Annotated in this window: 26 protein-coding genes; 13 read left to right on the forward strand and 13 right to left on the reverse strand. The window is 55.6% G+C overall.

Annotated features, from left to right (window positions below; translation table 11 throughout):
- Positions 1–133 precede the first annotated feature (133 nt).
- Both JQC75_RS17465 and JQC75_RS17470 read left to right on the forward strand, forming a co-directional pair.
- Positions 134–451, forward strand: a complete 318-nt coding sequence (locus tag JQC75_RS17465) for a rhodanese-like domain-containing protein (RefSeq protein ID WP_203325281.1) — start codon at positions 134–136, stop codon at positions 449–451.
- A 3-nt stretch (positions 452–454) separates the two neighbouring features.
- A complete protein-coding gene (locus JQC75_RS17470; protein WP_203325282.1) occupies positions 455–661 on the forward strand; it encodes a hypothetical protein in 207 nt (68 codons plus the stop codon).
- Here JQC75_RS17470 and JQC75_RS17475 read toward each other — a convergent pair.
- From JQC75_RS17475 to JQC75_RS17505, 7 genes are all read right to left on the reverse strand, one after another.
- Complete coding sequence (locus JQC75_RS17475; RefSeq protein WP_203325283.1) at positions 658–1248, reverse strand: FMN-dependent NADH-azoreductase; 591 nt, start codon at positions 1246–1248, stop codon at positions 658–660. The two genes, JQC75_RS17470 and JQC75_RS17475, sit on opposite strands and share 4 nt — an antisense overlap.
- 156 nt (positions 1249–1404) lie before the next feature.
- Positions 1405–1938 carry a hypothetical protein gene (locus JQC75_RS17480; RefSeq protein WP_203325284.1) on the reverse strand — a complete coding sequence of 178 codons (534 nt, stop codon included), beginning with the start codon at positions 1936–1938 and terminating at the stop codon, positions 1405–1407.
- A 12-nt stretch (positions 1939–1950) separates the two neighbouring features.
- Positions 1951–3171, reverse strand: coding sequence for a S1 family peptidase (locus tag JQC75_RS17485; protein ID WP_203325285.1), 1221 nt, complete (start codon positions 3169–3171; stop codon positions 1951–1953).
- A gap of 158 nt (positions 3172–3329) precedes the next feature.
- Complete coding sequence (locus JQC75_RS17490; RefSeq protein WP_203325286.1) at positions 3330–3773, reverse strand: thioesterase domain-containing protein; 444 nt, start codon at positions 3771–3773, stop codon at positions 3330–3332.
- 1 nt (position 3774) lies between these two features.
- Positions 3775–4212 (reverse strand): D-aminoacyl-tRNA deacylase, encoded by a 438-nt coding sequence (dtd, locus tag JQC75_RS17495; protein WP_203325287.1) that lies wholly within the window; start codon positions 4210–4212, stop codon positions 3775–3777.
- A gap of 71 nt (positions 4213–4283) precedes the next feature.
- Positions 4284–5249, reverse strand: a complete 966-nt coding sequence (locus JQC75_RS17500; protein ID WP_203325288.1) for an alpha/beta fold hydrolase — start codon at positions 5247–5249, stop codon at positions 4284–4286.
- Positions 5236–6219 carry a virulence factor BrkB family protein gene (locus JQC75_RS17505; RefSeq protein ID WP_203325289.1) on the reverse strand — a complete coding sequence of 328 codons (984 nt, stop codon included), beginning with the start codon at positions 6217–6219 and terminating at the stop codon, positions 5236–5238. Before JQC75_RS17505 ends, JQC75_RS17500 begins: the two co-directional genes overlap by 14 nt.
- A 92-nt stretch (positions 6220–6311) precedes the next feature.
- Here JQC75_RS17505 and JQC75_RS17510 point away from each other — a divergent pair, with 92 nt between their 5' ends.
- Complete coding sequence (locus JQC75_RS17510; RefSeq protein WP_203325290.1) at positions 6312–6533, forward strand: hypothetical protein; 222 nt, start codon at positions 6312–6314, stop codon at positions 6531–6533.
- A 17-nt stretch (positions 6534–6550) separates the two neighbouring features.
- Positions 6551–7204, forward strand: coding sequence for a DUF2959 domain-containing protein (locus JQC75_RS17515; RefSeq protein WP_203325291.1), 654 nt, complete (start codon positions 6551–6553; stop codon positions 7202–7204).
- 62 nt (positions 7205–7266) lie between these two features.
- Here the strand turns inward: JQC75_RS17515 and JQC75_RS17520 are convergent, their stop codons facing one another.
- The 3 genes from JQC75_RS17520 to JQC75_RS17530 are packed head-to-tail and all read right to left on the reverse strand — an operon-like array spanning position 7267 to position 9505.
- The gene (locus JQC75_RS17520) at positions 7267–8160 is read right to left on the reverse strand and encodes a hypothetical protein (protein ID WP_203325292.1); all 894 of its coding nucleotides are present in this window, start codon (positions 8158–8160) and stop codon (positions 7267–7269) included.
- Positions 8157–8951 (reverse strand): GGDEF domain-containing protein, encoded by a 795-nt coding sequence (locus tag JQC75_RS17525; protein WP_203325293.1) that lies wholly within the window; start codon positions 8949–8951, stop codon positions 8157–8159. Before JQC75_RS17525 ends, JQC75_RS17520 begins: the two co-directional genes overlap by 4 nt.
- The gene (locus JQC75_RS17530; RefSeq protein ID WP_203325294.1) at positions 8951–9505 is read right to left on the reverse strand and encodes a CHASE domain-containing protein; all 555 of its coding nucleotides are present in this window, start codon (positions 9503–9505) and stop codon (positions 8951–8953) included. Before JQC75_RS17530 ends, JQC75_RS17525 begins: the two co-directional genes overlap by 1 nt.
- Before the next feature lie 201 nt (positions 9506–9706).
- Between JQC75_RS17530 and JQC75_RS17535 the strand changes: the two genes are divergently transcribed.
- From JQC75_RS17535 to JQC75_RS17560, 6 genes are all read left to right on the forward strand, one after another.
- Positions 9707–10006 carry a hypothetical protein gene (locus tag JQC75_RS17535; RefSeq protein WP_203325295.1) on the forward strand — a complete coding sequence of 100 codons (300 nt, stop codon included), beginning with the start codon at positions 9707–9709 and terminating at the stop codon, positions 10004–10006.
- Positions 10003–11562: a PepSY-associated TM helix domain-containing protein gene (locus JQC75_RS17540; protein WP_203325296.1), complete on the forward strand. Its 1560-nt coding sequence runs from the start codon at positions 10003–10005 to the stop codon at positions 11560–11562. The genes JQC75_RS17535 and JQC75_RS17540 overlap by 4 nt, the downstream gene beginning before the upstream one ends.
- Entirely contained in the window at positions 11562–11888 is a 327-nt protein-coding gene (locus JQC75_RS17545; RefSeq protein ID WP_239002168.1) for a DUF3325 family protein, read from the forward strand. Before JQC75_RS17540 ends, JQC75_RS17545 begins: the two co-directional genes overlap by 1 nt.
- 113 nt (positions 11889–12001) lie before the next feature.
- Positions 12002–14077: a TonB-dependent siderophore receptor gene (locus tag JQC75_RS17550; protein WP_203325298.1), complete on the forward strand. Its 2076-nt coding sequence runs from the start codon at positions 12002–12004 to the stop codon at positions 14075–14077.
- A gap of 4 nt (positions 14078–14081) precedes the next feature.
- On the forward strand, positions 14082–15167 hold the full coding sequence (locus tag JQC75_RS17555) for a PepSY-associated TM helix domain-containing protein (RefSeq protein ID WP_203325299.1): 1086 nt from the start codon (positions 14082–14084) through the stop codon (positions 15165–15167).
- A gap of 235 nt (positions 15168–15402) precedes the next feature.
- Positions 15403–17436: a M20/M25/M40 family metallo-hydrolase gene (locus JQC75_RS17560; RefSeq protein WP_203325300.1), complete on the forward strand. Its 2034-nt coding sequence runs from the start codon at positions 15403–15405 to the stop codon at positions 17434–17436.
- 51 nt (positions 17437–17487) lie between these two features.
- Here the strand turns inward: JQC75_RS17560 and typA are convergent, their stop codons facing one another.
- Positions 17488–19302: a translational GTPase TypA gene (gene typA, locus JQC75_RS17565; RefSeq protein WP_203325301.1), complete on the reverse strand. Its 1815-nt coding sequence runs from the start codon at positions 19300–19302 to the stop codon at positions 17488–17490.
- A 457-nt stretch (positions 19303–19759) separates the two neighbouring features.
- On the opposite strand from typA, the gene glnA reads away from it, so the two are divergent.
- Positions 19760–21169 (forward strand): glutamate--ammonia ligase, encoded by a 1410-nt coding sequence (gene glnA / locus JQC75_RS17570; protein ID WP_203325302.1) that lies wholly within the window; start codon positions 19760–19762, stop codon positions 21167–21169.
- A 157-nt stretch (positions 21170–21326) separates the two neighbouring features.
- Here glnA and JQC75_RS17575 read toward each other — a convergent pair whose 3' ends face one another.
- Positions 21327–22451 carry an aminotransferase class V-fold PLP-dependent enzyme gene (locus tag JQC75_RS17575; protein WP_203325303.1) on the reverse strand — a complete coding sequence of 375 codons (1125 nt, stop codon included), beginning with the start codon at positions 22449–22451 and terminating at the stop codon, positions 21327–21329.
- The gene (locus JQC75_RS17580; protein WP_203325304.1) at positions 22448–23626 is read right to left on the reverse strand and encodes a PrnB family protein; all 1179 of its coding nucleotides are present in this window, start codon (positions 23624–23626) and stop codon (positions 22448–22450) included. The genes JQC75_RS17575 and JQC75_RS17580 overlap by 4 nt, the downstream gene beginning before the upstream one ends.
- Before the next feature lie 153 nt (positions 23627–23779).
- Here JQC75_RS17580 and JQC75_RS17585 point away from each other — a divergent pair, with 153 nt between their 5' ends.
- Positions 23780–24244 (forward strand): Lrp/AsnC family transcriptional regulator, encoded by a 465-nt coding sequence (locus JQC75_RS17585; protein WP_203325305.1) that lies wholly within the window; start codon positions 23780–23782, stop codon positions 24242–24244.
- Positions 24245–24345: 101 nt separating this feature from the next.
- Positions 24346–24900, forward strand: coding sequence for a TFIIB-type zinc ribbon-containing protein (locus JQC75_RS17590; protein ID WP_239002041.1), 555 nt, complete (start codon positions 24346–24348; stop codon positions 24898–24900).
- Positions 24901–24914: the final 14 nt, after the last annotated feature.

The following is a 24914-nucleotide window of genomic DNA, read 5'->3' on the forward strand; positions in this document are numbered from 1 at the left end:
CAGCATAACTATAGGACATGGGCTGTTAGCTGGGCCTTATCGATATCCAAAAAGCGCACTCTGTCACGATAATTGCACTTTGCTGTCCATAAGATTACTCTTTATGAAATTTTTCTAATTTAAAGAGGTTAACATGCTGCACTCAATGCTCGCCAGATTATCCGGCAGCGCACAACCTGCCGAATGCTGGCAACTGGTGAAACATGGCGCCACCCTGGTGGATGTCAGAAGCCCGGCAGAGTTTGCCCAGGGTCATTTGCCACAGGCTCTGAACATTCCGCTGGATACGCTGGAACAGTGGCAATCGGCTCAGGTCGACAAGGCGGCGCCTCTGGTGCTCTATTGCGGTGCAGGTATCCGCGCCCAAAAAGGATGCGATATTCTCAGAGCCAAAGGATTCAGCGCAGTCATCAATGGCGGCGCCATCAAGGATTTACTGGCGGGCGCTTAAGCCATGGCAACACAGACTCCCAAAGCCTCATCCCCCGGGTTTGCCTTCAGCACGGGTCGTAATGCCTCAAGAAAGGTACGCTACGTGGAGTACAGTGAGGCCGGGCAAGGTTGCCCCATGTGCCGCCCAATGCTGGCCGACAGCGATAAAAAAATGCCCCTCGAACAGGAGGGGCCAAAACAGGATGATGAGAAGGAAAGTCGGGATTAACCCACCAGCGCCAGCTGGTCGCGGGCATCCTTGATGCCACGCTCTGCCGCTTCCGGCCCCATATTCAGAGCTTCGGCGTAAACGGTATCCACTTCTGTGATACCGATAAATCCAAGAACGGTTTTCAGATAAGGCACCACGTGGTCGCTGCCGGACCCCTTGTGTACGCCACCACGGGTCGTGATCAGCATGGCCTGCTTACCCTGAATAAGCCCCTGGGGACCTTCGGCTGTGTAGGTAAAAGTCACGCCGGCGCGGGCAACCAGATCGATCCAGTTTTTCAACTGGGTGGGAATACTGAAGTTGTACATGGGGGCTGCGACCACCAGCTGATCGTGCGCTTTGAGCTCATCAATCAGCGTATTGGACAGGTCCAGCGCGTCTTGCTGACGTGCACTCAGGCTTTCGCCTCCACGCAAACCCATGGCAATTTCACCATCCAGAACCGGCAGCGGCTCGGCAGCCAAATCGCGTACAGTCACTGTATCGCCACTTTCACGGCGCGCGGCAACCCATTCATCAATCAAGCGGCCAGACTGGGAAAAATCACCAAGAATGCTGGACTTGAGCACCAATACCTTTGACATAAGACCTCCAAGAAACTGTGAATATCCCCACTGGGGTAACTCGATGGTCAAAGTGTATTAGCCCACAAAATTGAAAAAAAGCAGATTAAATCAGATATTCCTTTCTAAAAAATAGAAAAGCCAGTCAATGACTGGCTTTTCGTTGGCGTGTACTCATCAGCTGCCAAAGTAGAAGCTGTATTCTTCCACCAGGGTTTTCACTTCCTGGTTTTGCACCAGATCCGCCACAAACTTATCCGTGGTGGACAAAACCCAAGCCATGGAATCCTTGTCCAGACCACCTAACTGATTGGAATACATGTTTTGTGCCTGGGTAAAGTTCTCGCGGTATTCGATGCGACTGACCGATTTGCCGTGCACACGGAAATCATAGGTCAGTACCAGATCGTTATTGGTCACCACGGGCAATATCCCCAGCGAGCTGCCGGCCAGGATGGCCGATGTCAGGCCAGCGGCCGTGCCACCTGCTGTGGGCTGCAGCTTATAGCTCACCACCAGGCGCAGCGGAGTGCCCAGGTTTTCTTTGTCTATGTTGCCAAGCTGCTGACTGGATTTGAGCTTGTCAAACAGCTCAGTGCTGTCAAAGGTGCTGACAAAGAGCACAGGGGGCAACACCATTGCCTGCTCCTGTGCAGCCACAGAGGTCATCAGCCCGGTCAGTGCCAGGGCACCAAATATCATTCCTTTCATGTCACTGACTCCTTACTGATAACAGGCCAACTGAACCACAGACGACAGGGCGGCATCGTTGCTGATACGAATATCCCCTTTCAAATTGGGCTCTACCTGATGAAAAGCCACCTGATGCTTATCGAGGAATTTGGCCACATACCTGGCATCGAGGGCAAAATTCACATTCTGTGGCAAGGCGCCGGATTCAATAAGCTTGGCCGCGTTGAGTGTGGCCACTGTGACCCCCAGCAGTTCACCCCCATCGGAAACCACAGGACCGCCGCTGGAACCCGGTTGAATGGGCGCCGAAAACTGAAACTGGCCAACCGAACCTTTAAGGGCATTCAGGGAGCTGACATTACCCCGGGTCAGGTTTGGGGACGCCGCGAGCAGGCCCTGCAAGGGATAACCCACGTTGGTGACGGCTTCACCGAGGAAAATTTCACTGCCCTTACGCAAAGGCAAGAAGCGCTCAGCCGGCGCACCCGTGCTCACCACGGCCAAATCCAACAGGGTGGAGCTGGCATCGACATTGGCATCGTAAGACTGAGTTGACGTCTGCACCTTGGTGACCAGGCATTCCCGCAGCACATGGGCGGCCGTCAGCAGCTGTCCGGTTTCATTGATATAAAATCCGGTACCACTGCTCACTGGCTTTTCCATATTGGCCAGTTGCAGCGGATTGGTCGCTTTCATGGCCAGCTGCGCCGGATACTCGGCAGCTGAGGGCTTAAGACTGTTGAGCACGTCCACGATCACCAATTGGGTGGCCCGCATAGCCGCGTTGTACATGCCCGAGTTATCGCCCACATAGCCAATGTCGGCTTTAAAGGTTTTTTTACCTTCTTTCAGTGGTTTATCACCACCGTTAAATACCTTGTAGCTCAGGGTCATCACGGCCTTGCCGGAGACAAACTCCCACTCGGGATCCAGGTCTATCACCAGACCTACAGCCTCCTCGCTGCTGCGGTCCAGCATGACCGCGTGGCTGAAATAAGCACTGAAGGCATCGCGAACACCATCTGACAAGGCTGAGCCCGGCTCTACCCAGATATTCCACTTCTCAAGATAGAAACGGCTGTCCGTTTGAGTCTTCGGCAGGTAATACGCAACAGAGACATCCACCGGCAGGGCGATAGACTTGTTGACCGCCACCCCTTTGGGCAATTTATTGGCACTGAGCCGGGTGTTGGCACACCCGGAGAGGTTGGCACAAAGCGCAACAGCCAGTGCCAGACAAAGAAAACGCATACTGATGTCCTTAAGATGCTGTTTCGGCCACTCCATACCGTACGAGCAACCAAATATTTAACATTTTTTTAACCGGACGATTCTAGGGAATCCCGGGAGTAACATCAACAAGGTCCATCAGAAGTTGTAAATTATTTTACCGGCCCAGCGTGGAAGACTTAGTGTGGCAGACTGACGTAACGTCCCTCGAAGCTGGCACATAGCTCCCCTTCACACCAAAGCTCGACCAACAGGGTCACCTTGATTCTGCGACCCCTGGTGAGGGGCGTCATGTCGTCACCCGACCAGCTGACCTTGGCGAGAGGCGCCCCCGTAACAGGCGCCAGATAGCGCACTGACGCATCGGCCAGCACTATGCTGCCCTCCACACCCGCTTCGCGCTGCTTAAGCCACAGCATTCCCCAGCCCGTCAGGGTCATCAGGGTATAGATGCTGCCAGCGAACATGGTGTGGTGCAGATTGATGTTGGGCTCAAGTGGCGCACTGACTTCAAATTGAATGCCATCGTATCTGCGCGGACAGATTTGCATAAAGGCACTCAGGGGAATGGTGCTGTGCCAGGTGTCTGCCAGCTCCTGCAACAAGCGTTGTTCTGGTGTCATGCTACACCTGCAAATGAAAGGTCACTGGCCCATCGTTCAGCAGCTCTACCTTCATATCCGCAGCAAAACGGCCGGTTTGTGTGGGTACGCCCTGCGCCCGGCAATGGGCAACAAACTCTTCGTACAGGCGTTCGGCCTGCTCAGGGGTGCCCGCGCCCGAGAAACTGGGACGCAGCCCGCGACCTGTGTCGGCCGCCAGGGTGAACTGAGAGACCACCAGAAGGCTACCGCCGACCTGAGAAACATTGAGGTTCATCTTGCCATTTTCATCGGAAAAGACGCGGTAGTTCATGACCTTGTGAGCCAGTTTCTCCAGCTTGCTGCGGTCATCCTGCTGCTCAACCCCCAGCAGCACCAGCAGTCCGTGCCCGATGGCACCGGTAATTTCGCCATCCACGGTGACACTGGCGCGACTGACCCTTTGTATCAATGCAATCACAGATTATTCCTTGCCTGATGGAAAACCCGGCGATTGTGCCATAGCCGGGTGCACAATCCCATCCACGGGCATCAGAGTTGTCTGTGCCACACCGACAGCATCCAGTTTCCGGCAGCGCAAACGGCCTTATGCATACGACCATCGGCAAGGGAGTGATAGCCACCGACCACAGTGACCAACTCAAAATCCTCTTTAAGGCGGGCGGTTAGCGGCCCATAGTGCTGGGCTAGCTCAGCGGGGCATACCCAATCACATTCCCCTTGAAGGATGCGGGTATGGGCGCTGATGCAGGGAAAGGCCGCCACCAAGGCGGACTCAGCGTCGAAATAGCCACTTCTGGCATAGTGTAATTCGATGAGCGCCAGCACCCGGGAGCGCCAGTCTATGGGGCCAAGCAAGTGATTGCCCGGATAGGCCAGCGCCAGCTCCCAATCCAGCCAGCGCCGAAATGCACGCTCGGAAACCCCTTGGTTGGCATGCATAAAGCCCTTACTGAAGTACTCAAACAGCAGTGACAGCCAACCCTTTACCGGGATCCCGGCACTGAAGCTGTCGTACTCAGCAGGAAAAAGCCGGGCGGCGCCTGCCGGGCCATACAACCAGGCCATCCCCTCACTTGAAGGGATAAACAGCCCCCAATAACTCTGGGCAATGACACGTTCGGGGTGGCGGCCGCTGTAGATAAGTCCGAGGGTGGCGCCAAAGGAGCCGCCGGCAAGGCACCAGTGCTCGATACCCAGGGTTTCCCGCACCACTTCCATATCGGCCAGCAGCTGTGTGAGGCTGTTGTGCTCCAGCCCCCCTCGGGGACGGGATAAACCCGCTCCGCGCTGATCCAGCAGCAAAATACGCCAGTGGCGACCATCAAACAGCAAGGCATCGTCACTGCTGCAACCGGCACCCGGGCCACCATGGAGATACAAAAGTGGAATACCATCGGGATTGCCATACTCAGCCAAATGCAGGCTATGGCCATCACCAACGGCAATCCACCTGCTGCCAATGAGCGGCGACGGGGTCTGTTCAGCCGTGGTCATTGTGGGGTGTGGGTTTGGTGGCAGATGGAGAAGGGGGATTTTCCTTTGGCGATGACAAGGCTTCACCTGAAGGGGCGTCATGGCTGCCATGGGTGTCTTCGCCGACGTCATCGTCGCCATCGTCGTCATAGTCCAGGTATTCCGGCAAGGCGGCGGCAATCACCCCACCAAAGAGCACTATGGTCCAGGAGAGATACACCCAGACAAACAGGATAGGAATAGTCGCCAGAGTGCCGTAAATCGCCTCATAACTCGGAAAGCTGGTGACATAGAGCGCAAAACCACGTTTGCCCGCCTCAAACAACAAGGCAGCCACCAGGGCACCGAGCAGCGCATGGAGAAATTTCACCTTTTGATTGGGCACCGCCATATACAGCAGCAAAAACGCGGCAACGGAAAACATCAGCGGCAGCTTCTCTATCAGCATGGGCACCACCCCATACACATCGGCCTCGCTGAGCACTTTAAGGGACACCAGATAAGACGTCACGGCAATACTGGCGCCCATCAATACCGGGCCCAGGGTCAACACCATCCAATACATGGAAAAGGCCACCATAAAACGGCGCTTTTCTTTGGTGCGCCAAATGGCATTGAGTGACTTATCGATGGCCGAAATCAGCATGATGGCCACTACCACCAAGAAGCCAATCCCCACCGCCGTGCCCTTCGACGCATTTTTCACAAATTCATTGATATAGGCTTGTACCGTATCGCCGGCGGCGGGGATCATGTTTTCGTAGACAAAGGTTTCGATGGTGCCGCGAATGCCCTGAAACACAGGAAACGCCGACAACACCGACATGGTGACGGCCACCATGGGCACCAGCGACAAGAGGGTCACATAGGTGAGGTGACCCGCGCGCACATTAATTTGGTCTTCTTTCAGGCGAGAGACAAGATGGAGCACAAATCGCCAAACGCCCAGAAAAAAGCTCTGTATCAGGCTCACATCTATCTTATTTTTCACTGGTTTTCTCTTGCCGCTCATCACAGGTACGGTTTATGTTCGTACAATAAAACGTACAATACCTGCTTTACAAGTGTTAAAGGAGTGATTCAATGTCACAACAAGGATCGGCGGGCAACGTCCTCGCCGCAGGGGTTAACCTCTTTTTTCCCGGCCTGGGCCAACTGCTTCAGGGCCGTATCATGGCCGCCCTGCTGTTCTTTGTTATCACCGTCGGCGGCTATGCGCTCTGGTGGTTGATAGTGCCCGCCATCATTGGTGCCATCGCCCATCTTTGGTCCATCATAGATGCAGCCCGCTTTAAAGCCGGGTGATTACAGGAAGCCAAGCAATGAAACAACTTCTCTCACTGGCGCTGCTTGGCAGTGCCCTGTTACTCGGCGGTTGCCAGAGTGCTTACTATGGCGCCATGGAAAAGGTCGGCTATCACAAGCGCGACATCATGGTCGACCGGGTGAAAGACGCCAAAGAGTCTCAGGAAGAAGCCCAGCAGCAGTTCAGCTCTGCGCTGGAAGAAATGCAGGCCTTGCTGAACCATGATGGCGGCGACCTGGAAAAAGCCTACAACAAGGCCAAAGACGAGTACGAAGCCGCACAGAGTGCCGCAGACGATGTGTCAAACCGCATCGATAAGGTTGAGGATGTGGCCGAAGCCCTGTTTGATGAGTGGCAGGCGGAAATAGCCGAAATCAGCAAGGCCAGCCTGCGCTCAAAAAGCCAGACCAAGCTGAAAGAAACCCGGCGCAACTACGAGTCGCTGATGCGCAGCATGCGCCGCGCCGAAAGCAAGATGCCACCCATCCTGACCTCAATGAAAGACAACATGCTGTACCTCAAGCACAACCTCAATGCCCAAACCATTGGCGCCATTAAGGGGGAGTTTACCAGCTTGAAGACAGACATTACCGGTCTCATCAAGGAGATGAATCGCTCCATTGCCGAGTCCAACAAGTTTATCGCGGCCATGGAAGCTGCAGGCCAGTAAGGTCGTCACGGCCATGGAAGGCAAAAAGCCCCCGAATGGGGGCTTTTTCATACCTGTGGGGCTCAGGGTTCGGAATGAGCAATCACCTCATCCTGCAGCTTTAACACCTCGGCAGGGATCGCCGATTCGGGCAGCAGGGGATTATCGAGTGTCATCAGCTTGCGTCGATGCAGCTGTGCCTGCTTCAGCGCAGCCCTGTGGGGTGCAAAGCCGTAAAAAAGCCTGTCAAAGCTGCCATCTGCCATGGCGGCATTCAACCCGTATTCCAACCGCTGCGCCAATGGCTGGTCGTGTTTGGCAACGAAGAAGTACATCACCGCTGGGTAGCGTATCAGCAGGTGGTTTTCTCTCGCCAACTCTCGGAAATTTCGGCTTTCGGTCTCTGAATACAGCTCGGTTACCGCCCTTGGGAACAGATAGCCCCGGTGGCGGCGGGTGAACTCGTACATGTCGCCTTCAGATACGTCCGTCGAGACTTCCAGGCGGTTTAATCTCAGGATTTGTGTGTCTGGCCAATCCCGCCCCTGAATAAAGGTAAAGGGCGCCAAATCCCCCAAGTCCTTAACGGTGGCAAGCGTTGCCAGGTCCTGTTCGTTGGCGGCGAGCAGCCTGAGCCCGTAGACCCCCTTCATCAAGGGGACGCGTACCGGCATGGCATCCTGCTCTCGGCGGTAATTGGTCATGGTCCAGAACACATTAATGACGCCGTTATTCAGCTCCCGGAAATGTCGTCTCTGGGAGATATCGATGTCCAGTGGCGCCAGTTGATAAGGGCCGTATTTTTCTTTGGATTTCTCCAGCGCCAGTTGCAATAGCTGACCGAAATAGGCGTTGTTCGGATTGCGTTTCATGACACTGGCATCCACATAACGCACCGTCAGTGGCTCGGTGGCTGCACTGGGCCAACTCAGCGCCAACAGTAATGCAGCAAGGAATAGCCTTGGCAGCTTCATCATCTTTCCCCTTTGATGCGCTGCTTGTCTTCGTACATGGCCTTGTCGGCAACATGCAGCAATTCAGTAATATCCTGTCCATCCTCAGGATACCGGGCGGCGCCCATGCTGATACTGATACTGAGGGTGATGTCCGCCATGTGCAGCGGCTGCTCACAGGCTGCATGGCGCACCTTCATCAGCACCTGGCTGATATCGGCTGATGCGGTTAATCGAGGCAGAATCAGTAAAAACTCATCGCCCCCCAGGCGGGCGACCATGTCGCTGTTTCGCAGCACAGACTGCATCCGTTTGGCGACGGCCTTTAACATGGCATCGCCGGCGGCATGGCCAAAATTATCGTTCACCTGCTTGAAGTAATTGAGATCCACATTCACCACGGTAAAGCGGCCATTAGGTGTCTGGATAAGCTTATTGAGTAGCAACATGGCAAATCGTCTGTTCGGCAGCCCCGTGAGCGCATCCTGCAATGACACCAGATGGGCCATTCGGTAGGCGTTGGACATCATCAAGAAGCTCAGGAAGAGAAACAGAGCCACACCGTAGCCTATGAGTCGAACCGCATTGCTGGCGCCCCAGGATCTGAACTCTGAGCGTGCCGCGAGCGCCAACTCCCAGTTTGCCCCCAGCAAATGCACTCTCGCCACGGCTCGTGCGTTGTCGAAATCGCTGCTTTGCCCCATAAACACGGGCCCTGTCTTATTGGGGTAATGCAGCGTTCGAATACTCAGGCTCATGCCTTCATCGAGAGAGACCTCGCGAATGCTGCTAATCAGTCGGTCGAGATCTATCACTATGCTGCACACACCCCAATATCGTGTGTTTTGGGGGGATCGGCAAACACAGGTGCGCGCGCAATCAAGCCCATACCGCCCTGGATAAGCGACATAGGGCCATCGAGGGTAATTTGCCGCGACATACGGGCCTCCGCTACCGCCTGCAGCTGCGCAGGCGTTTCACGAAAGTCCAGCCCCATCACGGCCTCGTTGCCCGCAAGGGGATAAACCATGGCAACCACATCGTTGGGGGCAATGCTGATGCTGCGAATATACTCGCCCTTCTCGGCCAGTTGACCGGCGAGCAGATTCCATGTGCTGTAGCGAACATCGGGATTAAAACTCAAAATGGTCGCAAGACTGTCGGCCAACAAAATGTCAGCATTGACCTTGGCTTCGATGTTGGCCCGGATAAGGGACAACTTTTGCGAAAACCACTGTTGTTGTTCAGCCAGATAATCCCTTACGTAACTGCGGTGTAAGTATTCCACCGTTAACAATGACAGGAGCCAGTACACAATGGCGAACGCCACAATCCAGAGTTTGGTACGGGCTAAGTGGGTACTCTGCATAAACCACTTTTCAAGAGAAAGACTTAACCTAAAGCATATCTGTATATCAGCAGCTTGAGAAACCCCTATCTGTAAAAGCGCCAACCGGTTTTACCATCCCAGCCACAAAAAACTTACATTGTAAATTTTAATTGCGAATGTTTATCATTTAACTGCAATCTTTTAGGATCGGCTTCTTTTCTATCTTTCTCAGGGGTCACCATGTCAATTCTGTCTGCCGATACCCGCAAATTGGTGGGTCGCAGCCTGTTGGCGATGTTGGGAGGTTATGGTTTAGCTGCCATGTTTGCGGCCTGTCTGCCACTGTGGTTACCCCGGATTAGCACCATGTCCCGCGCTGATGCCACCCTGATAGGCATGATGCTGTCGTTTCTGATCTTTGCCCTGTGGATACTCTACTCTTATGCCGTCCGCTGCGGCATCAGGGCACTGGCGCTGCATATTTTGCTCAGTACCCCACTGCTGCTGGGGTTGTGGTTACTGGAGGCCCCGCAGCCGTGAAAGAGACCTTTTTCCGCACCATGACCTGGTTGCACACCTGGGCCGGTTTGCTGGTGTGCTGGGTGTTACTGCTGGTCTTTTTTGCCGGTACCCTGAGCTTTTTCCGCCACGAGTTAAGCCTCTATGCCAAACCCGAACTCCACAGCCGGGTGCTGGGCAGCGGTATGAACCTGAGCCTCGAGCAAAATCTGCGGCAGGGGCAGGCTTTTCTCTCAACCCGGGCGCCAGACGCCCCGGATTGGTACATCACCCTACCCCAGGAACGCATGCCTTACCTGGCATTCCAATGGTCTGAACGACGGGAAAACCAACGCCCGCAAATCCATTCACAGCCAATAACCCTCAGTGGCGAACTGGCAGATGAGCCCCGCCAAACCAAGGGCGGCGACTTTTTCTACCGGCTGCATTTCGATCTGCACTATATGTCGGCGCTCACCGCCCGTTATCTGGTGGGTATCTGCGCCATGTTTATGCTTATTGCCCTGATAACCGGGGTTGTTATACATAAGCGCATCTTCAAGGATTTCTTCAGCTTCCGCCCACGCAAAGGCAGTCGATCCTGGCTTGACGCCCACAACATCAGCGCCGTCATGGCGTTGCCGTTTCATCTCACCATCACTTACACAGGGCTGATTACCCTGATGCTGATGTATATGCCCTGGGCCACCCTGAGTGTTTGGAATGGCGACGCCAAAGCGATGCGTCAGGAACTGTCCCCCAGATTCGATCAGCAAAAAGCCAGTGGTCAGCCACAGGAGACGCTGGACCTTACCCTGCTGCTGCCACAGGTCAGCCAACTGTGGGGCGAGTCCGCCGCCGTTAAGAACGTCCGGGTGCAGCATCCCGGTGACGCCAATGCGCGCATCTTTTTCACCCGGGATACCGGACAGGCGATTACCGACGAGCGGGAGCAGCTGGTATTCGACGGGGTAACGGGCAAACTGCTCAATCCCGGCGAAAACCACGCCAGCGGCAGTCAGCAACTGCACGACACCCTGATGGCGCTGCACACCGCCCGATTTGCCGGTTGGCCACTGCGAATACTGGGCTTTGTGATGGGGTTGATGGGCTGCGCCATGATAGCCAGCGGCTGCCTGCTCTGGGCTACCAGGCTCAGGGAAAAGCGTAAATATACCTGGGGTCTCAAACTGGTGGAGGGTCTTAATCTGGGCGTGATCATGGGCTTACCACTGGGCACTGTGCTGTTTTTCTATGCCAACCGTTTGCTTCCGGCGCACGGGGTCGGCAGGGCCGAAGACGAGGTTCTGGCGTTTTTCCTTGGCCTGCTGCTGTGTGGCTTGATGGCGATATGGCGCCGGGATGCCGCCGTATGGCGTGCCCTTCTGGGGATAACGGCACTGCTGGCGCTGCTGATGCCGGTACTGAACACACTGACATCACCACAGGGTCTGGTGGGCAATCTTATCAGCGGCCAATGGGTATTGGTGTCGGCCGACCTCCTGTTCATCGCACTGGGCGTAACTTGCCTCTTTGCCCGACGTAAGTTCCCCGTGCCTTATCATTCAACAATGCCTGCGAGGGAGCGTACCGCGTGATGGCACTGGCGCTGTTTTTACTGTGTTTTGGCAGCTTTGGTCTGCTGGCTACCTCCCAGTTTGGCCATCACAGAGCAATTTTCGGCGTGCCGCCATCGGATGTCAGGGCCAGTTGGCTGCAAGGGGCAGGCCTTGGCGTGCTGGCGTTGGGAATAGCCTTGGCCATCGCCCTGGATGGCGGCTATGGGCTGCTTCTACTGATTGCCCTGATGGCGCCTGCGGCTATGGGACAGAGTGTACTGCTTAACCTCTATCCCCGGGCACTCAGGCTCTCCATCTGGCTCGCACCTCTGGCGCTCTTGCTGCTGGTGATTGCCGCTTACTGAGAGCTGAAAAGGATCTGTGTCTCAATATTTGAGCACACACTCAATTTTTAATGATAATTGTTTTTATTTAGTTTAGTATCCTTGCGAATTTACCACGCGAGGATACTCAAATCATGTCCAGCTCCAGCCTCTTCAGATTGACCGGGCTGTCTGTGGCACTGATGTCAGCCATGGTTGCCCATGGTCAGGACACTTCTGACATCAGTATCGAAAGGATGATCGTCACCACTAAAGCCACTGCACCTTCTACCACCAAGGGCGACTTCAGCTTGCTGAAGGCACCGCAGAACATTCAGATCCTGTCCAAAAATTTCCTTGATGATCAGGGTGTCGTGCATTTGGAAGACGCGTTGAAGAACGTGGCCGGGATCCAGCCGGGTGGTTACTATCAGGGTTACGATTACTTCCGTATCCGGGGCTTCGATGCCTCGCAAAACATCTATCTCGACGGCCTGCGCCTGAACGACAATGGTCTGGGTGCCAATGTGGAGCAGTCGAATCTCGAAACTCTCGAGGTGATGAAAGGGCCTTCCTCCACCCTTTATGGTGCAGGTGCCATCTCGGGTATGGTTAACCTGGTGACCAAGCGGCCAACCCAAACCGACATGGGCAGCATCAGCTTGCAGGGTGGCAATCTGGGCTACCGTGAGCTGGATGCCGATATTAACCGCGTACTGAGCGACGATGGTGACATCTTCGGCCGAGTTGGTCTGGCGTACCGCGAAGCGGCCAACAGCGTGGACCATATTGACGGACAAAATCGCTTCTTTATCGCGCCGTCGCTCACCTTTAATCTGGGTGAAGACGCCGCACTGACACTGCTCACCAGCTACACAAAAGACGATAACCAGTTGGGTATGCCACTGCCTGCCATGGGGACTGTGCTGCAGTCACCGCTGGGTGAGCTGGATAAGGACCTCTATTACGGTAATATCAAAGATCCCGGCGCCATCAAAGACGAAACCTATCGTTTGGGTTACGAGCTGCGCTGGGACCTGACCGATAGCTTGCAGCTGCGCCAGAATGTGCGTTTTCAGGATGCCTCCAGCGACTGGTATAATCTCTACTATCCCAGCAGTTACAATGCCGACACCGGCGATTTGAACCTGTACAAATTCAGCTATCGCACCCAGTGGAAAACCTGGGCCCTGGACACAGGACTCAATGGCCGCTTTATGCTGGGTGAGACAGAGCACCTGTTTACCGCAGGGGTGGACATCTTTATGTCGGACCTCTACACCAGCGGTGCCCTGGGCAGTGATTTCCCCACCATCAATCTCTACCAGCCCGATTACAGTGTCTTCCCCGATACCGAGGTCAATCAGTTCGGCGCCGAAAACAAGGTTGAGAATCGCATTCTGGGTCTGTACGCCCAGGATCAAATCAATCTGGGCGACCACTGGAGCTTTACACTGGGCGCCCGTTTCGATCGCTACAAGCAAGCTTATGTGGATGACTACGAAACCAAACTGAGCCCGAGAGCCGGTGTCAGCTACGCCTTCAACGACGATTGGGTGGCCTTTGCCAGCTATTCTGAAGCCTTCACCCCCCAATCTTATGTGGACAGCAACGGCAAGGTTCTCGACCCGGAAGAAGGCCAGCAGTGGGAACTGGGCCTCAAGAGCCGCGCCTTTAACGGTGACCTGAACGCCACTGTGTCCCTCTATGAGCTGACCAAAAAGAACATAGCCCTTGCTAATGTGGATGCCGGTGGCAACTTTACCTATTCAGCGTCCGGCGAGCTGCAAAGCCGCGGAATCGAGCTGGATTTGCAGTGGCTGCTGACACAGGATCTGCAGCTGATTGGCCACGGCGCATACACCCATGCCGTCGATACCGAGCACGACAAATGGGTCGCCAATGTGCCCCGTTATGCTGTGGGTGGCTGGCTCAAATACAACCTGGATGACATGCTCGATGGTCTGAGCGTGGCTGCCGGTGTCAATCACTACGGCAAGCAGCAAGGCAACGTACAGGCGGTGCTGACCGACAGCAGCGAAGGCGACTTTTACCTGCCGTCCTACACCCTGGTTGACCTGAACCTGACCTACAGCTGGGACCAGTACGATCTGCGTTTCATCGTCAACAACCTGACCGATGAAGACTACTTCTCTGGCTCAGACAGCCTGCTGCGGGTACTGCCGGGCAGCGGCCGTGAAGTGAAACTCAGCTTCACCGCAAACTGGTAATCCCATGCGTAGACTACTGTGGAAATGGCACGGATTGGCGGGGCTGATTGCCGCCCTGCCGCTCTTTGTTATCGCACTGACGGGCAGCTTGCTGGTGTTTAAGGCGGAGCTCGACGGTCTGCTGATGCCTGAGGTGGTTAACGCCAGCGCCGGGCCGCGTCTGCCGATGAATCAATTGGTGGCCAGTGCCAATCAGCAGCTGTCCGGCAGTGAGATCCTTGGCTGGCAATTTGGCCAGACTGGTGAAGCGGATACCCTGTTTGTGGCCGCCATGGGCACCTACGATTGGCAAAAGGTGTGGCTCGACCCCGCCAGCGGCTCGCTCCTGACACCACCGGTATCCCTCACCTGGGCCATCACCGACTGGCTGCTGGATCTGCACTACATGTTGTTGCTGGAGCATGCCGGTTTGTTGATTGCCGGCGTCATGGCCTTGCTGTTTTTGTTTCTCGGCATTTCCGGCATAGTGCTGCACCGGCAGTTCTGGCGAACCTTCTTCACCCTGCGCTGGCACAAGGGACTGCGCCTGTTGCTGAGCGACGCCCACAAGATGCTGGGCATTGTCGGGGCGCCGGTATTTCTGGTGCTCGGTTTTACCGGCGCCTGGTGGAATCTGGAACACTTCTACGAGGAAGAGCTTTCGGGTCACGACGACAGCCAGTACATCATCAGCCAAAGCTACTACAGTCCGGCGCTGGATTTTGATGCGCTGCTGGCCGACACCCGCCGCCAGTTGCCCACATTCGTGCCAACGTATCTGCGTTTGCCCGACGCCAGTTATCCTGGGGTGCATTTCTTTGGCTATCGGGAAGATGGTGGCGTGCTGCGAAGCCGCTTCGGATCAATTGTCAGCTACAACGATCAATCGGGGGCACACACAAGCACCCTGGATGTGGCCGGGGCACCGGCGCTGTATCAGTTCACCGACAGTTTCAGACCACTGCATTATGGTGATTTCGGTGGCCTCACAACCCGCATTCTCTGGTGCATTATCGGCTTCTTTCCCTGCCTGATGGCGCTCTCCGGATTCTGGATGTGGCGCCAGCGCAGCGGTCGAAAAGCGCCGAGGCGCACACCGGTAACCGCATAAAAACGCCTTCCCCAAAAAGACGCCTATCGGCGTCTTTCTCTTTTTTACTCAGCACGTTAACAGAACACCATTCTAACCACAGTTACTAGTGCTGTGGCGAAAAATCATCGCTTCGCCTTATGTGGCCCCGCCCGCTCCCCCGGCACACTTGTCAGGCGCACAGACCGCCTGTGGCACCAGCAATGGATTGTCGGTCACGCTCTCATATAACAACATCAAAAAAAGGAACTGACCCATGAAAAGGAAACAACGGCTGCTGAGTCTGGCACTCTTGATGTGCCCCCTCGGCGCCATGGCGGATGAGCTGTGGATTATGACCGACAAGGACGCCGGAAACAGTCTGCAAAGCCTGCTGCAAAGGCATAACCTCCAGCCTCCGCTGCGTGAAAGCCATGGCAAACTCATTACGCGCCTCAACGAAGATAAGCTGCTGGAATTAAGCGCCCTGATGCACAAAGAGCACAATCGCTGCGGCGGTTTCAGCGTGCATGCCACCGAGGCCGATGCCCTGGCGGCCAGTCTGGTACCGGTCAGCCAGGCCAGGTTCAGTTTCCCCGGCGAGCCCAATCAGGCCGCACGGGTTGCCGACATTCTGCCGCGGCTGATGGCGAGCAATATCAAGGATACTGTCACCAGCCTCGAGGCATTCACCAACCGCTACTACACAACCAGCCACGGTGAAAACGCCGCCCACTGGGTAAAAGACAGCTGGGCGGCCCTGGCAGCGAGCCAGAGCTGGGCCAATGCCGCCGTGTATGACCATGCCGACTGGCGTCAGGACTCGGTCGTCCTCACCCTCACCGGCAGCGAAGCCCCGGATGAGATTGTCGTTCTGGGCGGCCACCTCGACTCCATCAATGGCTACACCACAGAAACCACCCGTGCCCCCGGCGCCGACGACAATGCCTCGGGCATGGCCACCATCACCGAGGTGATACGCGCCTTTATGAGCCAAGGCCAACCCAGACGCACCATCAAGTTTATCGGCTATGCCGCCGAGGAAGTGGGTCTGCGTGGCAGCGCCGAAATTGCTGCCGAGGCCCGCAGCCAGGGGCAAAATGTGGTGGCGGTTATGCAGCTGGATATGACCGGCTTTAACGGCAGCAACGAAGACATAGTGCTGATGCAGGACTACACAGATTCGGTTCTGAATCAGTTTCTTATCAAGCTGATGGATACCTACCACACCGAGATCAGCTACGGCGTGGATGTGTGCGGCTATGGCTGCTCGGATCATGCCTCCTGGCACAATCAGGGCTACCCGGCTGCCATGCCATTTGAGTCGCGCTTCAACGACTACAACCCCCATATCCACACCGCTCAGGACACCCTGGACAAGCTCGACCCCACCATGGAACATGCACTCAACTTTGCCAAGCTGGCCTCAAGCTATCTGGTGGAGCTGGGCTTTAACACCGGTGGCACAGGCCCCGAAACCGGCGAGCTTGAGAATGGCGTGCCCCTCACCGGGCTCAGCGCCGCCAAGGATGCCCAGAGCTATTTCACCCTGGCGGTGCCGGCCAATGCCGAGAACCTGCGCTTTGTCACCAGCGCCAACAATGGCGACGCAGACATGTACGTGAAGTTCGGCGCGCCGCCATCAACCTCAGATTTTGACTGCCGCTCCTGGAATAACGGCAGCTATGAAAGCTGCGACCTGGCTCAGGCCACCGAAGGCACCTGGCATGTGATGCTCAAAGCCTACAGCGCTTATTCGGATTTAAGCCTCACCGGCAGCTTTGATGTGTCGACCCCAACCCCCAATCAGCCACCGGTCTCAAGCTTCAGCGCCAGTTTCAATGGTGCGACCGGCCAGTTTATGTCCAGCGCCAGCGACAGTGACGGCCAGTTGGTGAGCTGGCAGTGGCACTTTGGCGATGGCAGCACCGGCAACGGCGCGAACATCAGCCACAGCTACGCCCAGTCGGGCAACTACACAGTCACCCTGACTGTGACCGATGATGACGGCGCCGGCGCCAGCAGCAGCCAAAGCTTCGATGTGACTGTGCCAGAGCCGCCCCAGGGTGATATTGAACTCACGGTCACCAAGGCCACCAAGTCGCGTCTTGGCAGTGTTTATGTGGCTCTCAGTTGGGATACTGGCTCGGGCAACTACCGTGTGCTGCGTGATGGTGTGGAAATTGGCACAACCAGCCGCACCAGCTATACCGACAGATTCAAGGTCGGCAAAAATGAGGCTGTCTCGGTCAGCTATCAGGTATGCGACAACAGCAATGCCTGCTCCCAAATGGTGCAGGTCAATCTGTAAAAACAAAAACCCCCGGCAAGCCGGGGGTTTTCTTTGGTCCGTTATCGGGGATTAGCCCTGACGACTGGCACGCTTACGGTCGTTCTCAGTCAGGAACTTCTTACGTACGCGGATGCTCAGCGGAGTCACTTCTACCAGTTCGTCGTCATCGATGAACTCCAGTGCCTGTTCCAGAGTCAGCTGGATATGCGGAGTCAACACCTGAGCTTCATCGGTACCAGAGGCACGCATGTTGGTCAGCTGCTTGCCCTTGAGGCAGTTTACGGTCAGGTCGTTTGAACGGCTGTGGATACCGATTACCTGGCCTTCGTAAACTTCAGCGGCGTGGCCAATCATCAGACGACCACGGTCCTGCAGACCGAACAGAGCGAAGGTCAGAGCCTTACCGGTGGCGTTGGAGATCAGTACGCCGTTGTTGCGCTGACCGATATCGCCACCCTTGTATGGACCGTAATGGTCGAACGTGTGGTACAGAAGACCGGTACCAGAGGTCGCAGTCATGAACTCGGTCTGGAAGCCAATCAGGCCACGGCTTGGGATAACGAAGTCGATACGTACACGACCCTTGCCGTCCAGCTGCATGTCTTTCATGTCAGCCTTACGGGTACCCAGCTTTTCAATCACAGTGCCCTGATGATCTTCTTCCACGTCAACGGTCAGCTGCTCATATGGCTCGCACTTCTCACCGTCGATTTCCTTGATGATTACTTCCGGACGGGATACCGCCAGCTCGTAACCTTCACGGCGCATGTTTTCAATCAGGATAGACAGGTGCAGTTCACCACGGCCAGACACGCGGAAACGGTCAGGGCTGTCGGTTTCTTCTACACGCAGGGCCACGTTGTGTACCAGTTCCTGTTGCAGACGCTCAAGGATGTTACGTGAAGTCACGTACTTACCTTCTTTACCGGCAAACGGAGAGGTGTTTACCTGGAAGGTCATGGTCAGGGTTGGCTCGTCTACAGACAGCGGAGGCAGAGCCTCAACGTTGCCCACGGCGCAAATGGTGTCAGAAATCTTCAGCTCACCCAGACCTGTCACGGCAACGATGTCACCGGCGTTGGCGGTGGCCACTTCGTGACGCTCCAGACCCATGTAACCCAGCACCTGGCCAATTTTACCGTTACGGGTTTTGCCGTCAGCACCCACCACAGTCACCTGTTGGTTGGTCTTGACGCTGCCGCGCTTGATGCGGCCTACACCGATAACGCCCACGTAGCTGTTGTAGTCCAGCTGAGAGATCTGCATCTGGAAGGCGCCTTCGGCGTCGGCATCCGGAGGAGACACTTTCTCAACGATGGTCTGGAACAGTGGGGTCATGTCTTCGCTCGGCTCATCGGGATCCAGAGTGGCGAAGCCATTCAGGGCCGAAGCGTAAACGATAGGGAAATCCAGCTGTTCGTCGGTGGCACCCAGGTTGTCGAACAGGTCAAATACCTGATCGATTACCCAATCAGGACGGGCACCGGGACGGTCAATTTTGTTGATAACCACGATGGGCTTGAGGCCCTGGGCGAATGCCTTCTTGGTTACGAAACGGGTCTGTGGCATCGGGCCGTCAACGGCATCCACCAGCAACAGAACAGAGTCCACCATAGACAGTACACGCTCTACCTCACCGCCGAAGTCGGCGTGACCGGGTGTGTCTACGATATTGATACGGTAGTCATTCCACTTGATGGCAGTGTTCTTCGCCAGAATGGTGATGCCACGCTCTTTTTCCAGGTCATTGGAGTCCATCACGCGCTCAGTGGCTTCGCCACGGCTTTCCAGGGTGCCGGACTGGGAGAGCAGCTTGTCAACCAGGGTAGTTTTACCATGGTCAACGTGGGCAATAATGGCGATGTTACGCAAATTTTCTAACACGGTTAGCCTCTTACCATCTTGTTTCAGTGTGCGATGTTCCTATGTGGGCGCGCCCAGGAACGGCCGGCATTCTTGCCGGCGGGGGTGGGAATATGACGTTTTTCTGAACTATTCCCCAGCCCCTTGCGTTAAAAAGCGTGCCATTCTACTCTAGCAGCGTCCTCACGGACAGGATTATTTTTTGGCCGTTTGGGAGAGCCAGGCCTTGCCCGACTGCACCTTTATCATGCACAGCCACAGTGCGCGCACCAATGCGGTGCAGCTACTGCGCCATTTTGGTGCAACCCCTGTCCATTCTGGCCATCAGCCTAACATCACTTCCTTTTTAATCAGCAAGTTAGAATCTTGGCACGTTACTGGCTTTATCTATGCCAAGTTTCGGTGCAGCCCGCAAAGCCCACCGTCGACAAAGCAATGATAGTAAGGGAAGACCCTTTACCCTACCGGAGACTCAAGCATGTCAGTTGAAAATGTGTTGAAGCAGTTGAAAGACCTGGAAGTGAAGTTCGTGGATCTGCGCTTTACCGATACCAAGGGTAAAGAACAGCACGTGTCTATTCCAACGCATCAGGTAGATGCCGACTTCTTTGAAGACGGTAAAATGTTCGACGGCTCTTCCATCGCCGGTTGGAAAGGTATCAACGAGTCAGACATGGTGCTGATGCCAGATGCAACCACCTTCGTACTGGATCCTTTCACCGAAGAAACCACTGCCATCATCCGCTGTGACATCCTCGAGCCAGGCACCATGACCGGCTACGATCGTGACCCACGCTCCATTGCCAAGAAGGCCGAAGAGTACCTGCGCTCTACCGGCATCGCCGATACCGTACTGGTAGGCCCAGAGCCAGAATTCTTCCTGTTCGACGACGTGCGCTTCGGCACCGACATGAGCGGTACCTTCGTGAAGATCGACTCCAAAGAAGCTGCCTGGAACTCAGGTACCAGCTACGAAGAAGGCAACACTGGTCACCGTCCATTCGTGAAAGGCGGTTACTTCCCGGTTGCGCCTGTGGACTCTTCTCAGGACCTGCGCTCTGCCATGTGTCTGGTGCTTGAGGAAATGGGTCAGGTGGTTGAAGCTCACCACCACGAAGTGGCCACTGCCGGTCAGAACGAAATCGCTACCCGTTTCAACACCCTGACCAAGAAAGCCGACGAGATCCAGATCCTGAAGTACGTGGTACACAACATGGCCCACGCCTACGGCAAGACTGCGACCTTCATGCCCAAGCCAATCGTTGGCGACAACGGCTCTGGTATGCACGTGCACCAGTCTCTGGCCAAAGATGGCGTAAACCTGTTTGCCGGTGACAAGTACGGCGGTCTGTCTGAAACTGCCCTGTACTACATTGGCGGTATCATCAAGCACGCCCGTGCCCTGAACGCCTTCACCAACCCAAGCACCAACTCTTACAAGCGTCTGGTTCCACACTTCGAAGCACCTGTAATGCTGGCTTACTCTGCCCGCAACCGCTCTGCTTCTATCCGTATCCCTGTGGTACCAAGCCCGAAAGCCCGTCGTATCGAGACCCGCTTCCCAGACCCAACTGCCAACCCATACCTGGGCTTCGCGGCTCTGCTGATGGCCGGTCTGGACGGTATCCAGAACAAGATCCACCCTGGCGATGCCATGGATAAGGATCTGTACGATCTGCCAGCTGAAGAAGCGGCCGAGATCCCAACTGTAGCCGAGTCTCTGGACGTGGCTCTGGCGGCTCTGGATGCAGACCGTGAGTTCCTTACCAAGGGTGGCGTATTCAGCAACGACTTCATCGACTCTTACATCCGTCTGAAGACTGCTGAAGCCGAGCGCGTGAACCGCACTACTCACCCACTCGAGTTCGAAATGTATTACAGCCTGTAATACCCTGCAAAACCGTCGCCTTTATCTGCTGTCAGAAAGTCAGCAGATAAGGTAGGCGGAAAACAAAAAAGACGCCCCGGACTCAGGTCCGGGGCGTTTATTTTGGGCTTCTGGCGACGGTGACAACACCGAAGGCAACCAAGCGGCCTCCAGCTTGCTACTTCCCTTCCAGTACGCCCCGTACACATTCAATAAAGCGCTGTATATCCGCTTCATCGTTATAGAGATGCGGTGACACACGCATACCGTAGCGACGATTGTCGACACTGATACCGGCCTCATTGAGGGCAGCCATCACGGCTGCAGTGTTGTCACCGAATTGCAGAATGGCAGTGCCACTGCGGCTGTGTGCCTGTGAAGGGCCTGCACCATACTGGTGCATCTCATCATAAAGCATTGAAACCCAAGCCTGATTGTGCGCCCTCACCTTATCGGCACCCAAGGCAGCAAACCAGCCGATACTGTGGGCACCAATCACGTAAGGCGCCACAGAGGGGGTTCCACCCCAGAATCGCAGCGCCGATGGATGATAGCGAAAATCGTGGATATTGAACTCGAAGGGGTTTTCATGGGAAAACCATCCCACATCCACAGGCTCGCATTCTGCCAGCCGCTCGGGATGCACCCAGAGGTACGCCGCACCCGGCCCGGAGCAGAGCCATTTCACCGCCGAGCCAATCAGAAAGTCCGGCCCAAGCTCAGTGACTGACAAGGGCACCGCCCCCGCCGACTGCGCCACATCCACCAGGGTAAAAATCCCCAGTTCACGACAACGGGGCACCAGTGCTTCCACCGGTGACAAGGCACCGAGATTGGAATATGCATGGCTGATAAACACCAGATCCAGCCCAGGGGTTAAATATGCCTCCCAGGCATTGGCGTCTGTGATATCGATTCCCGCAGGAATAAACTCCAGACGGGCATGGGGTAAGGCTTGCTGCAGCGCAAACCCCATGGACGGGAAGTCTTCTTCGCACATCAGAATGCGCGCGCCGGTGGCCTTGAGTCTTGGGTGAGACAACACCAGCTTGGTGAGCGCCGACGACAGGTTCACCTGCGGGCAAAAATCCCTGGCATTGCCATCAAAAAGCTGCCCCAACGCGGTGCGAAACGCCTCGATGCCGGACAGCCAATCACCCCAGGGCTCACGCCCCGATTGACACCATGGCTGCCAATAGTCCTGCTCGAATCCCACCTTGGCAGCTTTGAGTGGCCGGCCAACCGAATGGCTAAGCAGGTAGGTGCCTTCGGGCAAAAAGAAGGCTGATTTATGGGCGCTCATGACAAGGTCGCCTTCAACCGTTCAACATCCTGCCAGGCGGTGCGTATGTCGCTGCGTTTTACCGCGGCGCGTCTGTCCCTGAGTTTTTCCAGCGCTCCAATGAGCACATGGAGCGGCGGACCGCTGGCTGTCACCTTGGCCATATGCTGTTGCTGCATATTCACCGACGGCTCGGCGATGTACTTTCGCACCAGCTGATCGTGATGCTGAATGGCGGTTTGACCGTGCAATTCGCACACCTCGAGGAACAGGCGCAAATTGTCCTGATACCAGCTTTGATCTTTGGCACCTGTGGCGGCCAGGAAATGCTCCATCAGGCTGGTACGGCGCATGCAGTCACGCAAAATGGCCTGATCTTCCGGCATCATGTAGAGAAATTTATCCACCAGCATCTGCGAGTAGGAAGGCTCGTTGGCGTAACAAAGCCCCAGCAGCAGGTCTATCACGTTGATGCCGGCGAAATCCCCTGCATTGGCGCCACGATACACCTGGCTACCTACCCGGTAAGGCTTGTAGTAAGGGCGCACACAATAGAAAAAGCGATCCGTATCCAGCTCACTGAACAGGGTGGAGTTTGAGTCCATCACATCCTGCAGTGCCTGCCGGGCGAGCTTGAGCAGGTCAGCAGTGATGGGGTGAGACACGCCCAGCGGCAGGATTTTCAGCAAGGCATCGGCGGCGCGCTTGTAGGCGAGAATGCCCTTGGTGTTGTAGTCCACAAACAGACGCTCGTCGGGCAAGTCGGTAAATCGCTTGTATTTGCCGTCCCGGGCCAGGTTATGGGTGGTCAGGTGTGCGGTGGCAAAACGGGGAGTCACACCGATGGACGCCCCTATGTGCATCGCCAGGGCCGAGGCTTCCACCAGCGGAGACTGGGTCTCCCGTGTCGGTTCGGTGATTTCGTGGCGACGGCAGGCGGCCATATACAGGCCCACATTGCCAAGTAAATCGAAGGCGGCATCGAAGCCTTCGTCGGTATTGCCTTCATCCAGCAGTGCGCAAATGTGCTTGCGGCCCTCGGTTTCCAGCTGCGTCTTAAGATCATCACCAACGCCAACCACATTGGCTTTGTCGGCTTGCAGCCAATAGAGGTGTTCCAGTTCGTTGTTCAGTTCTACAAAGCGGGTACGAAGCCAGTCATCAAAAGCTTCAACGTTCAGTGTCATGGGTTTCATTATTATCGTTCTCCATGCTTCAGCCATTCGGGCAGAGCGTGTATCAGCCTAGCACAGAGAAACGGGGCATTTTCACCAAAGCAGGGCGACAAAGCGTCGCCCATTAGTGATAATCAACAACAAATAAACGATTGATATCGAATTTCACTCACCATGAGTCAACTTGATAAGAAAGACCTCGCGATCCTCGCCGCACTGCAACGTAATGGCCGCCAGAGTATTACCGAACTTGCCGCCTCGGTGAACCTGTCTGACACCCCCTGTTTACGGCGCATTCGCCGCCTCGAACAGGAAGGCTTTATCACAGGTTACAGTGCCGCCATCAACCACAGAAAAGCGGGCTTCGAGGTCATAGTCTATGCCTCGGTGAGGCTCAGTGAAAACTCCGACAGGGCAGCCGAAAATTTCGAAACCGCAGTGGCGCTCCTGCCAGAGGTGATGGAGTGTTCCGTGATTACGGGCGCCCACGACTACCTGCTCAAAATCGTCGCCAAAGACCTTCTGGCCTACGAGCGTTTCGTTAAAAAATCCCTCGGAAGCCTGCCCGGGGTCTCAGGTATCGAGTCGACTCTGGTGCTCAAGCAAACCTTTTGCCGCACAGCACTGCCATTGGACTGACCAAGCACCGACAGTCTTGAGCAGCGGTTAAAAATCCCCTAGTCTGGGGAAGCTTTCCATTTTAATGACACCATGCCACGGAAAGCTCATACAAAGGATTGATGATGCACTGCAGCGCCTGTAAACATGGCAGCCTGGTCCCTACCCGGCTCGAAAACCTCTTTCCCGCCCACCGCTGTAACCATTGTGGCGGTCACTGGGTTCTGATTGACGACTTTGTCACCTGGAAACAGGCTAACCCGGATACCGAATTTGCGCCCATTACGGCCATCGAAGAAAGTGAAGACAGCCCCATGGCGCTGTTTTGCCCCATGAGCCAAACCCTGATGCGCAAACTGAAAATCAGCACAGACACAGACCACAGGCTCGACTACAGCGCCGCCGTAGGCGGTGTGTGGCTCGATAAAGGCGAGTGGCCACTGCTCAAGTCCATGGGGCTTGCCAGTTGCCTCAATCTGTTGGTCACCCAGGAGTGGCAAAATCGCTTAAAACAGAGCCAAACTCAGGCCAATTTTGGCGAGCACTATCGCCGCAAGTTTGGCGACAGCACCTACACTGAACTTAAGCGGATCCGCGACTGGTTACACAGCCAGCCAAATAAAGCCGAGCTCAAGAGTTACCTGCTGGCAGATGATCCCTACAGCACCAAACGATAAGGGAGTAAGGAGCA

It is taken from the genome of Shewanella litorisediminis (assembly GCF_016834455.1).
Classification (GTDB): domain Bacteria; phylum Pseudomonadota; class Gammaproteobacteria; order Enterobacterales; family Shewanellaceae; genus Shewanella; species Shewanella litorisediminis.

What these genes read in the sequence shown, in the direction of transcription:
- JQC75_RS17465 (WP_203325281.1), top strand. Translation starts at nt 134, where the DNA reads ATGCTGCACTCAATGCTCGCCAGATTATCCGGCAGCGCACAACCTGCC.
- JQC75_RS17470 (WP_203325282.1), top strand. Translation starts at nt 455, where the DNA reads ATGGCAACACAGACTCCCAAAGCCTCATCCCCCGGGTTTGCCTTCAGC.
- JQC75_RS17475 (WP_203325283.1), bottom strand. Translation starts at nt 1,248, where the DNA reads ATGTCAAAGGTATTGGTGCTCAAGTCCAGCATTCTTGGTGATTTTTCC.
- JQC75_RS17480 (WP_203325284.1), bottom strand. Translation starts at nt 1,938, where the DNA reads ATGAAAGGAATGATATTTGGTGCCCTGGCACTGACCGGGCTGATGACC.
- JQC75_RS17485 (WP_203325285.1), bottom strand. Translation starts at nt 3,171, where the DNA reads ATGCGTTTTCTTTGTCTGGCACTGGCTGTTGCGCTTTGTGCCAACCTC.
- JQC75_RS17490 (WP_203325286.1), bottom strand. Translation starts at nt 3,773, where the DNA reads ATGACACCAGAACAACGCTTGTTGCAGGAGCTGGCAGACACCTGGCAC.
- JQC75_RS17500 (WP_203325288.1), bottom strand. Translation starts at nt 5,249, where the DNA reads ATGACCACGGCTGAACAGACCCCGTCGCCGCTCATTGGCAGCAGGTGG.
- JQC75_RS17510 (WP_203325290.1), top strand. Translation starts at nt 6,312, where the DNA reads ATGTCACAACAAGGATCGGCGGGCAACGTCCTCGCCGCAGGGGTTAAC.
- JQC75_RS17515 (WP_203325291.1), top strand. Translation starts at nt 6,551, where the DNA reads ATGAAACAACTTCTCTCACTGGCGCTGCTTGGCAGTGCCCTGTTACTC.
- JQC75_RS17520 (WP_203325292.1), bottom strand. Translation starts at nt 8,160, where the DNA reads ATGATGAAGCTGCCAAGGCTATTCCTTGCTGCATTACTGTTGGCGCTG.
- JQC75_RS17530 (WP_203325294.1), bottom strand. Translation starts at nt 9,505, where the DNA reads ATGCAGAGTACCCACTTAGCCCGTACCAAACTCTGGATTGTGGCGTTC.
- JQC75_RS17535 (WP_203325295.1), top strand. Translation starts at nt 9,707, where the DNA reads ATGTCAATTCTGTCTGCCGATACCCGCAAATTGGTGGGTCGCAGCCTG.
- JQC75_RS17545 (WP_239002168.1), top strand. Translation starts at nt 11,562, where the DNA reads ATGGCACTGGCGCTGTTTTTACTGTGTTTTGGCAGCTTTGGTCTGCTG.
- JQC75_RS17550 (WP_203325298.1), top strand. Translation starts at nt 12,002, where the DNA reads ATGTCCAGCTCCAGCCTCTTCAGATTGACCGGGCTGTCTGTGGCACTG.
- JQC75_RS17555 (WP_203325299.1), top strand. Translation starts at nt 14,082, where the DNA reads ATGCGTAGACTACTGTGGAAATGGCACGGATTGGCGGGGCTGATTGCC.
- JQC75_RS17560 (WP_203325300.1), top strand. Translation starts at nt 15,403, where the DNA reads ATGAAAAGGAAACAACGGCTGCTGAGTCTGGCACTCTTGATGTGCCCC.
- glnA (WP_203325302.1), top strand. Translation starts at nt 19,760, where the DNA reads ATGTCAGTTGAAAATGTGTTGAAGCAGTTGAAAGACCTGGAAGTGAAG.
- JQC75_RS17575 (WP_203325303.1), bottom strand. Translation starts at nt 22,451, where the DNA reads ATGAGCGCCCATAAATCAGCCTTCTTTTTGCCCGAAGGCACCTACCTG.
- JQC75_RS17580 (WP_203325304.1), bottom strand. Translation starts at nt 23,626, where the DNA reads ATGAAACCCATGACACTGAACGTTGAAGCTTTTGATGACTGGCTTCGT.
- JQC75_RS17585 (WP_203325305.1), top strand. Translation starts at nt 23,780, where the DNA reads ATGAGTCAACTTGATAAGAAAGACCTCGCGATCCTCGCCGCACTGCAA.
- JQC75_RS17590 (WP_239002041.1), top strand. Translation starts at nt 24,346, where the DNA reads ATGATGCACTGCAGCGCCTGTAAACATGGCAGCCTGGTCCCTACCCGG.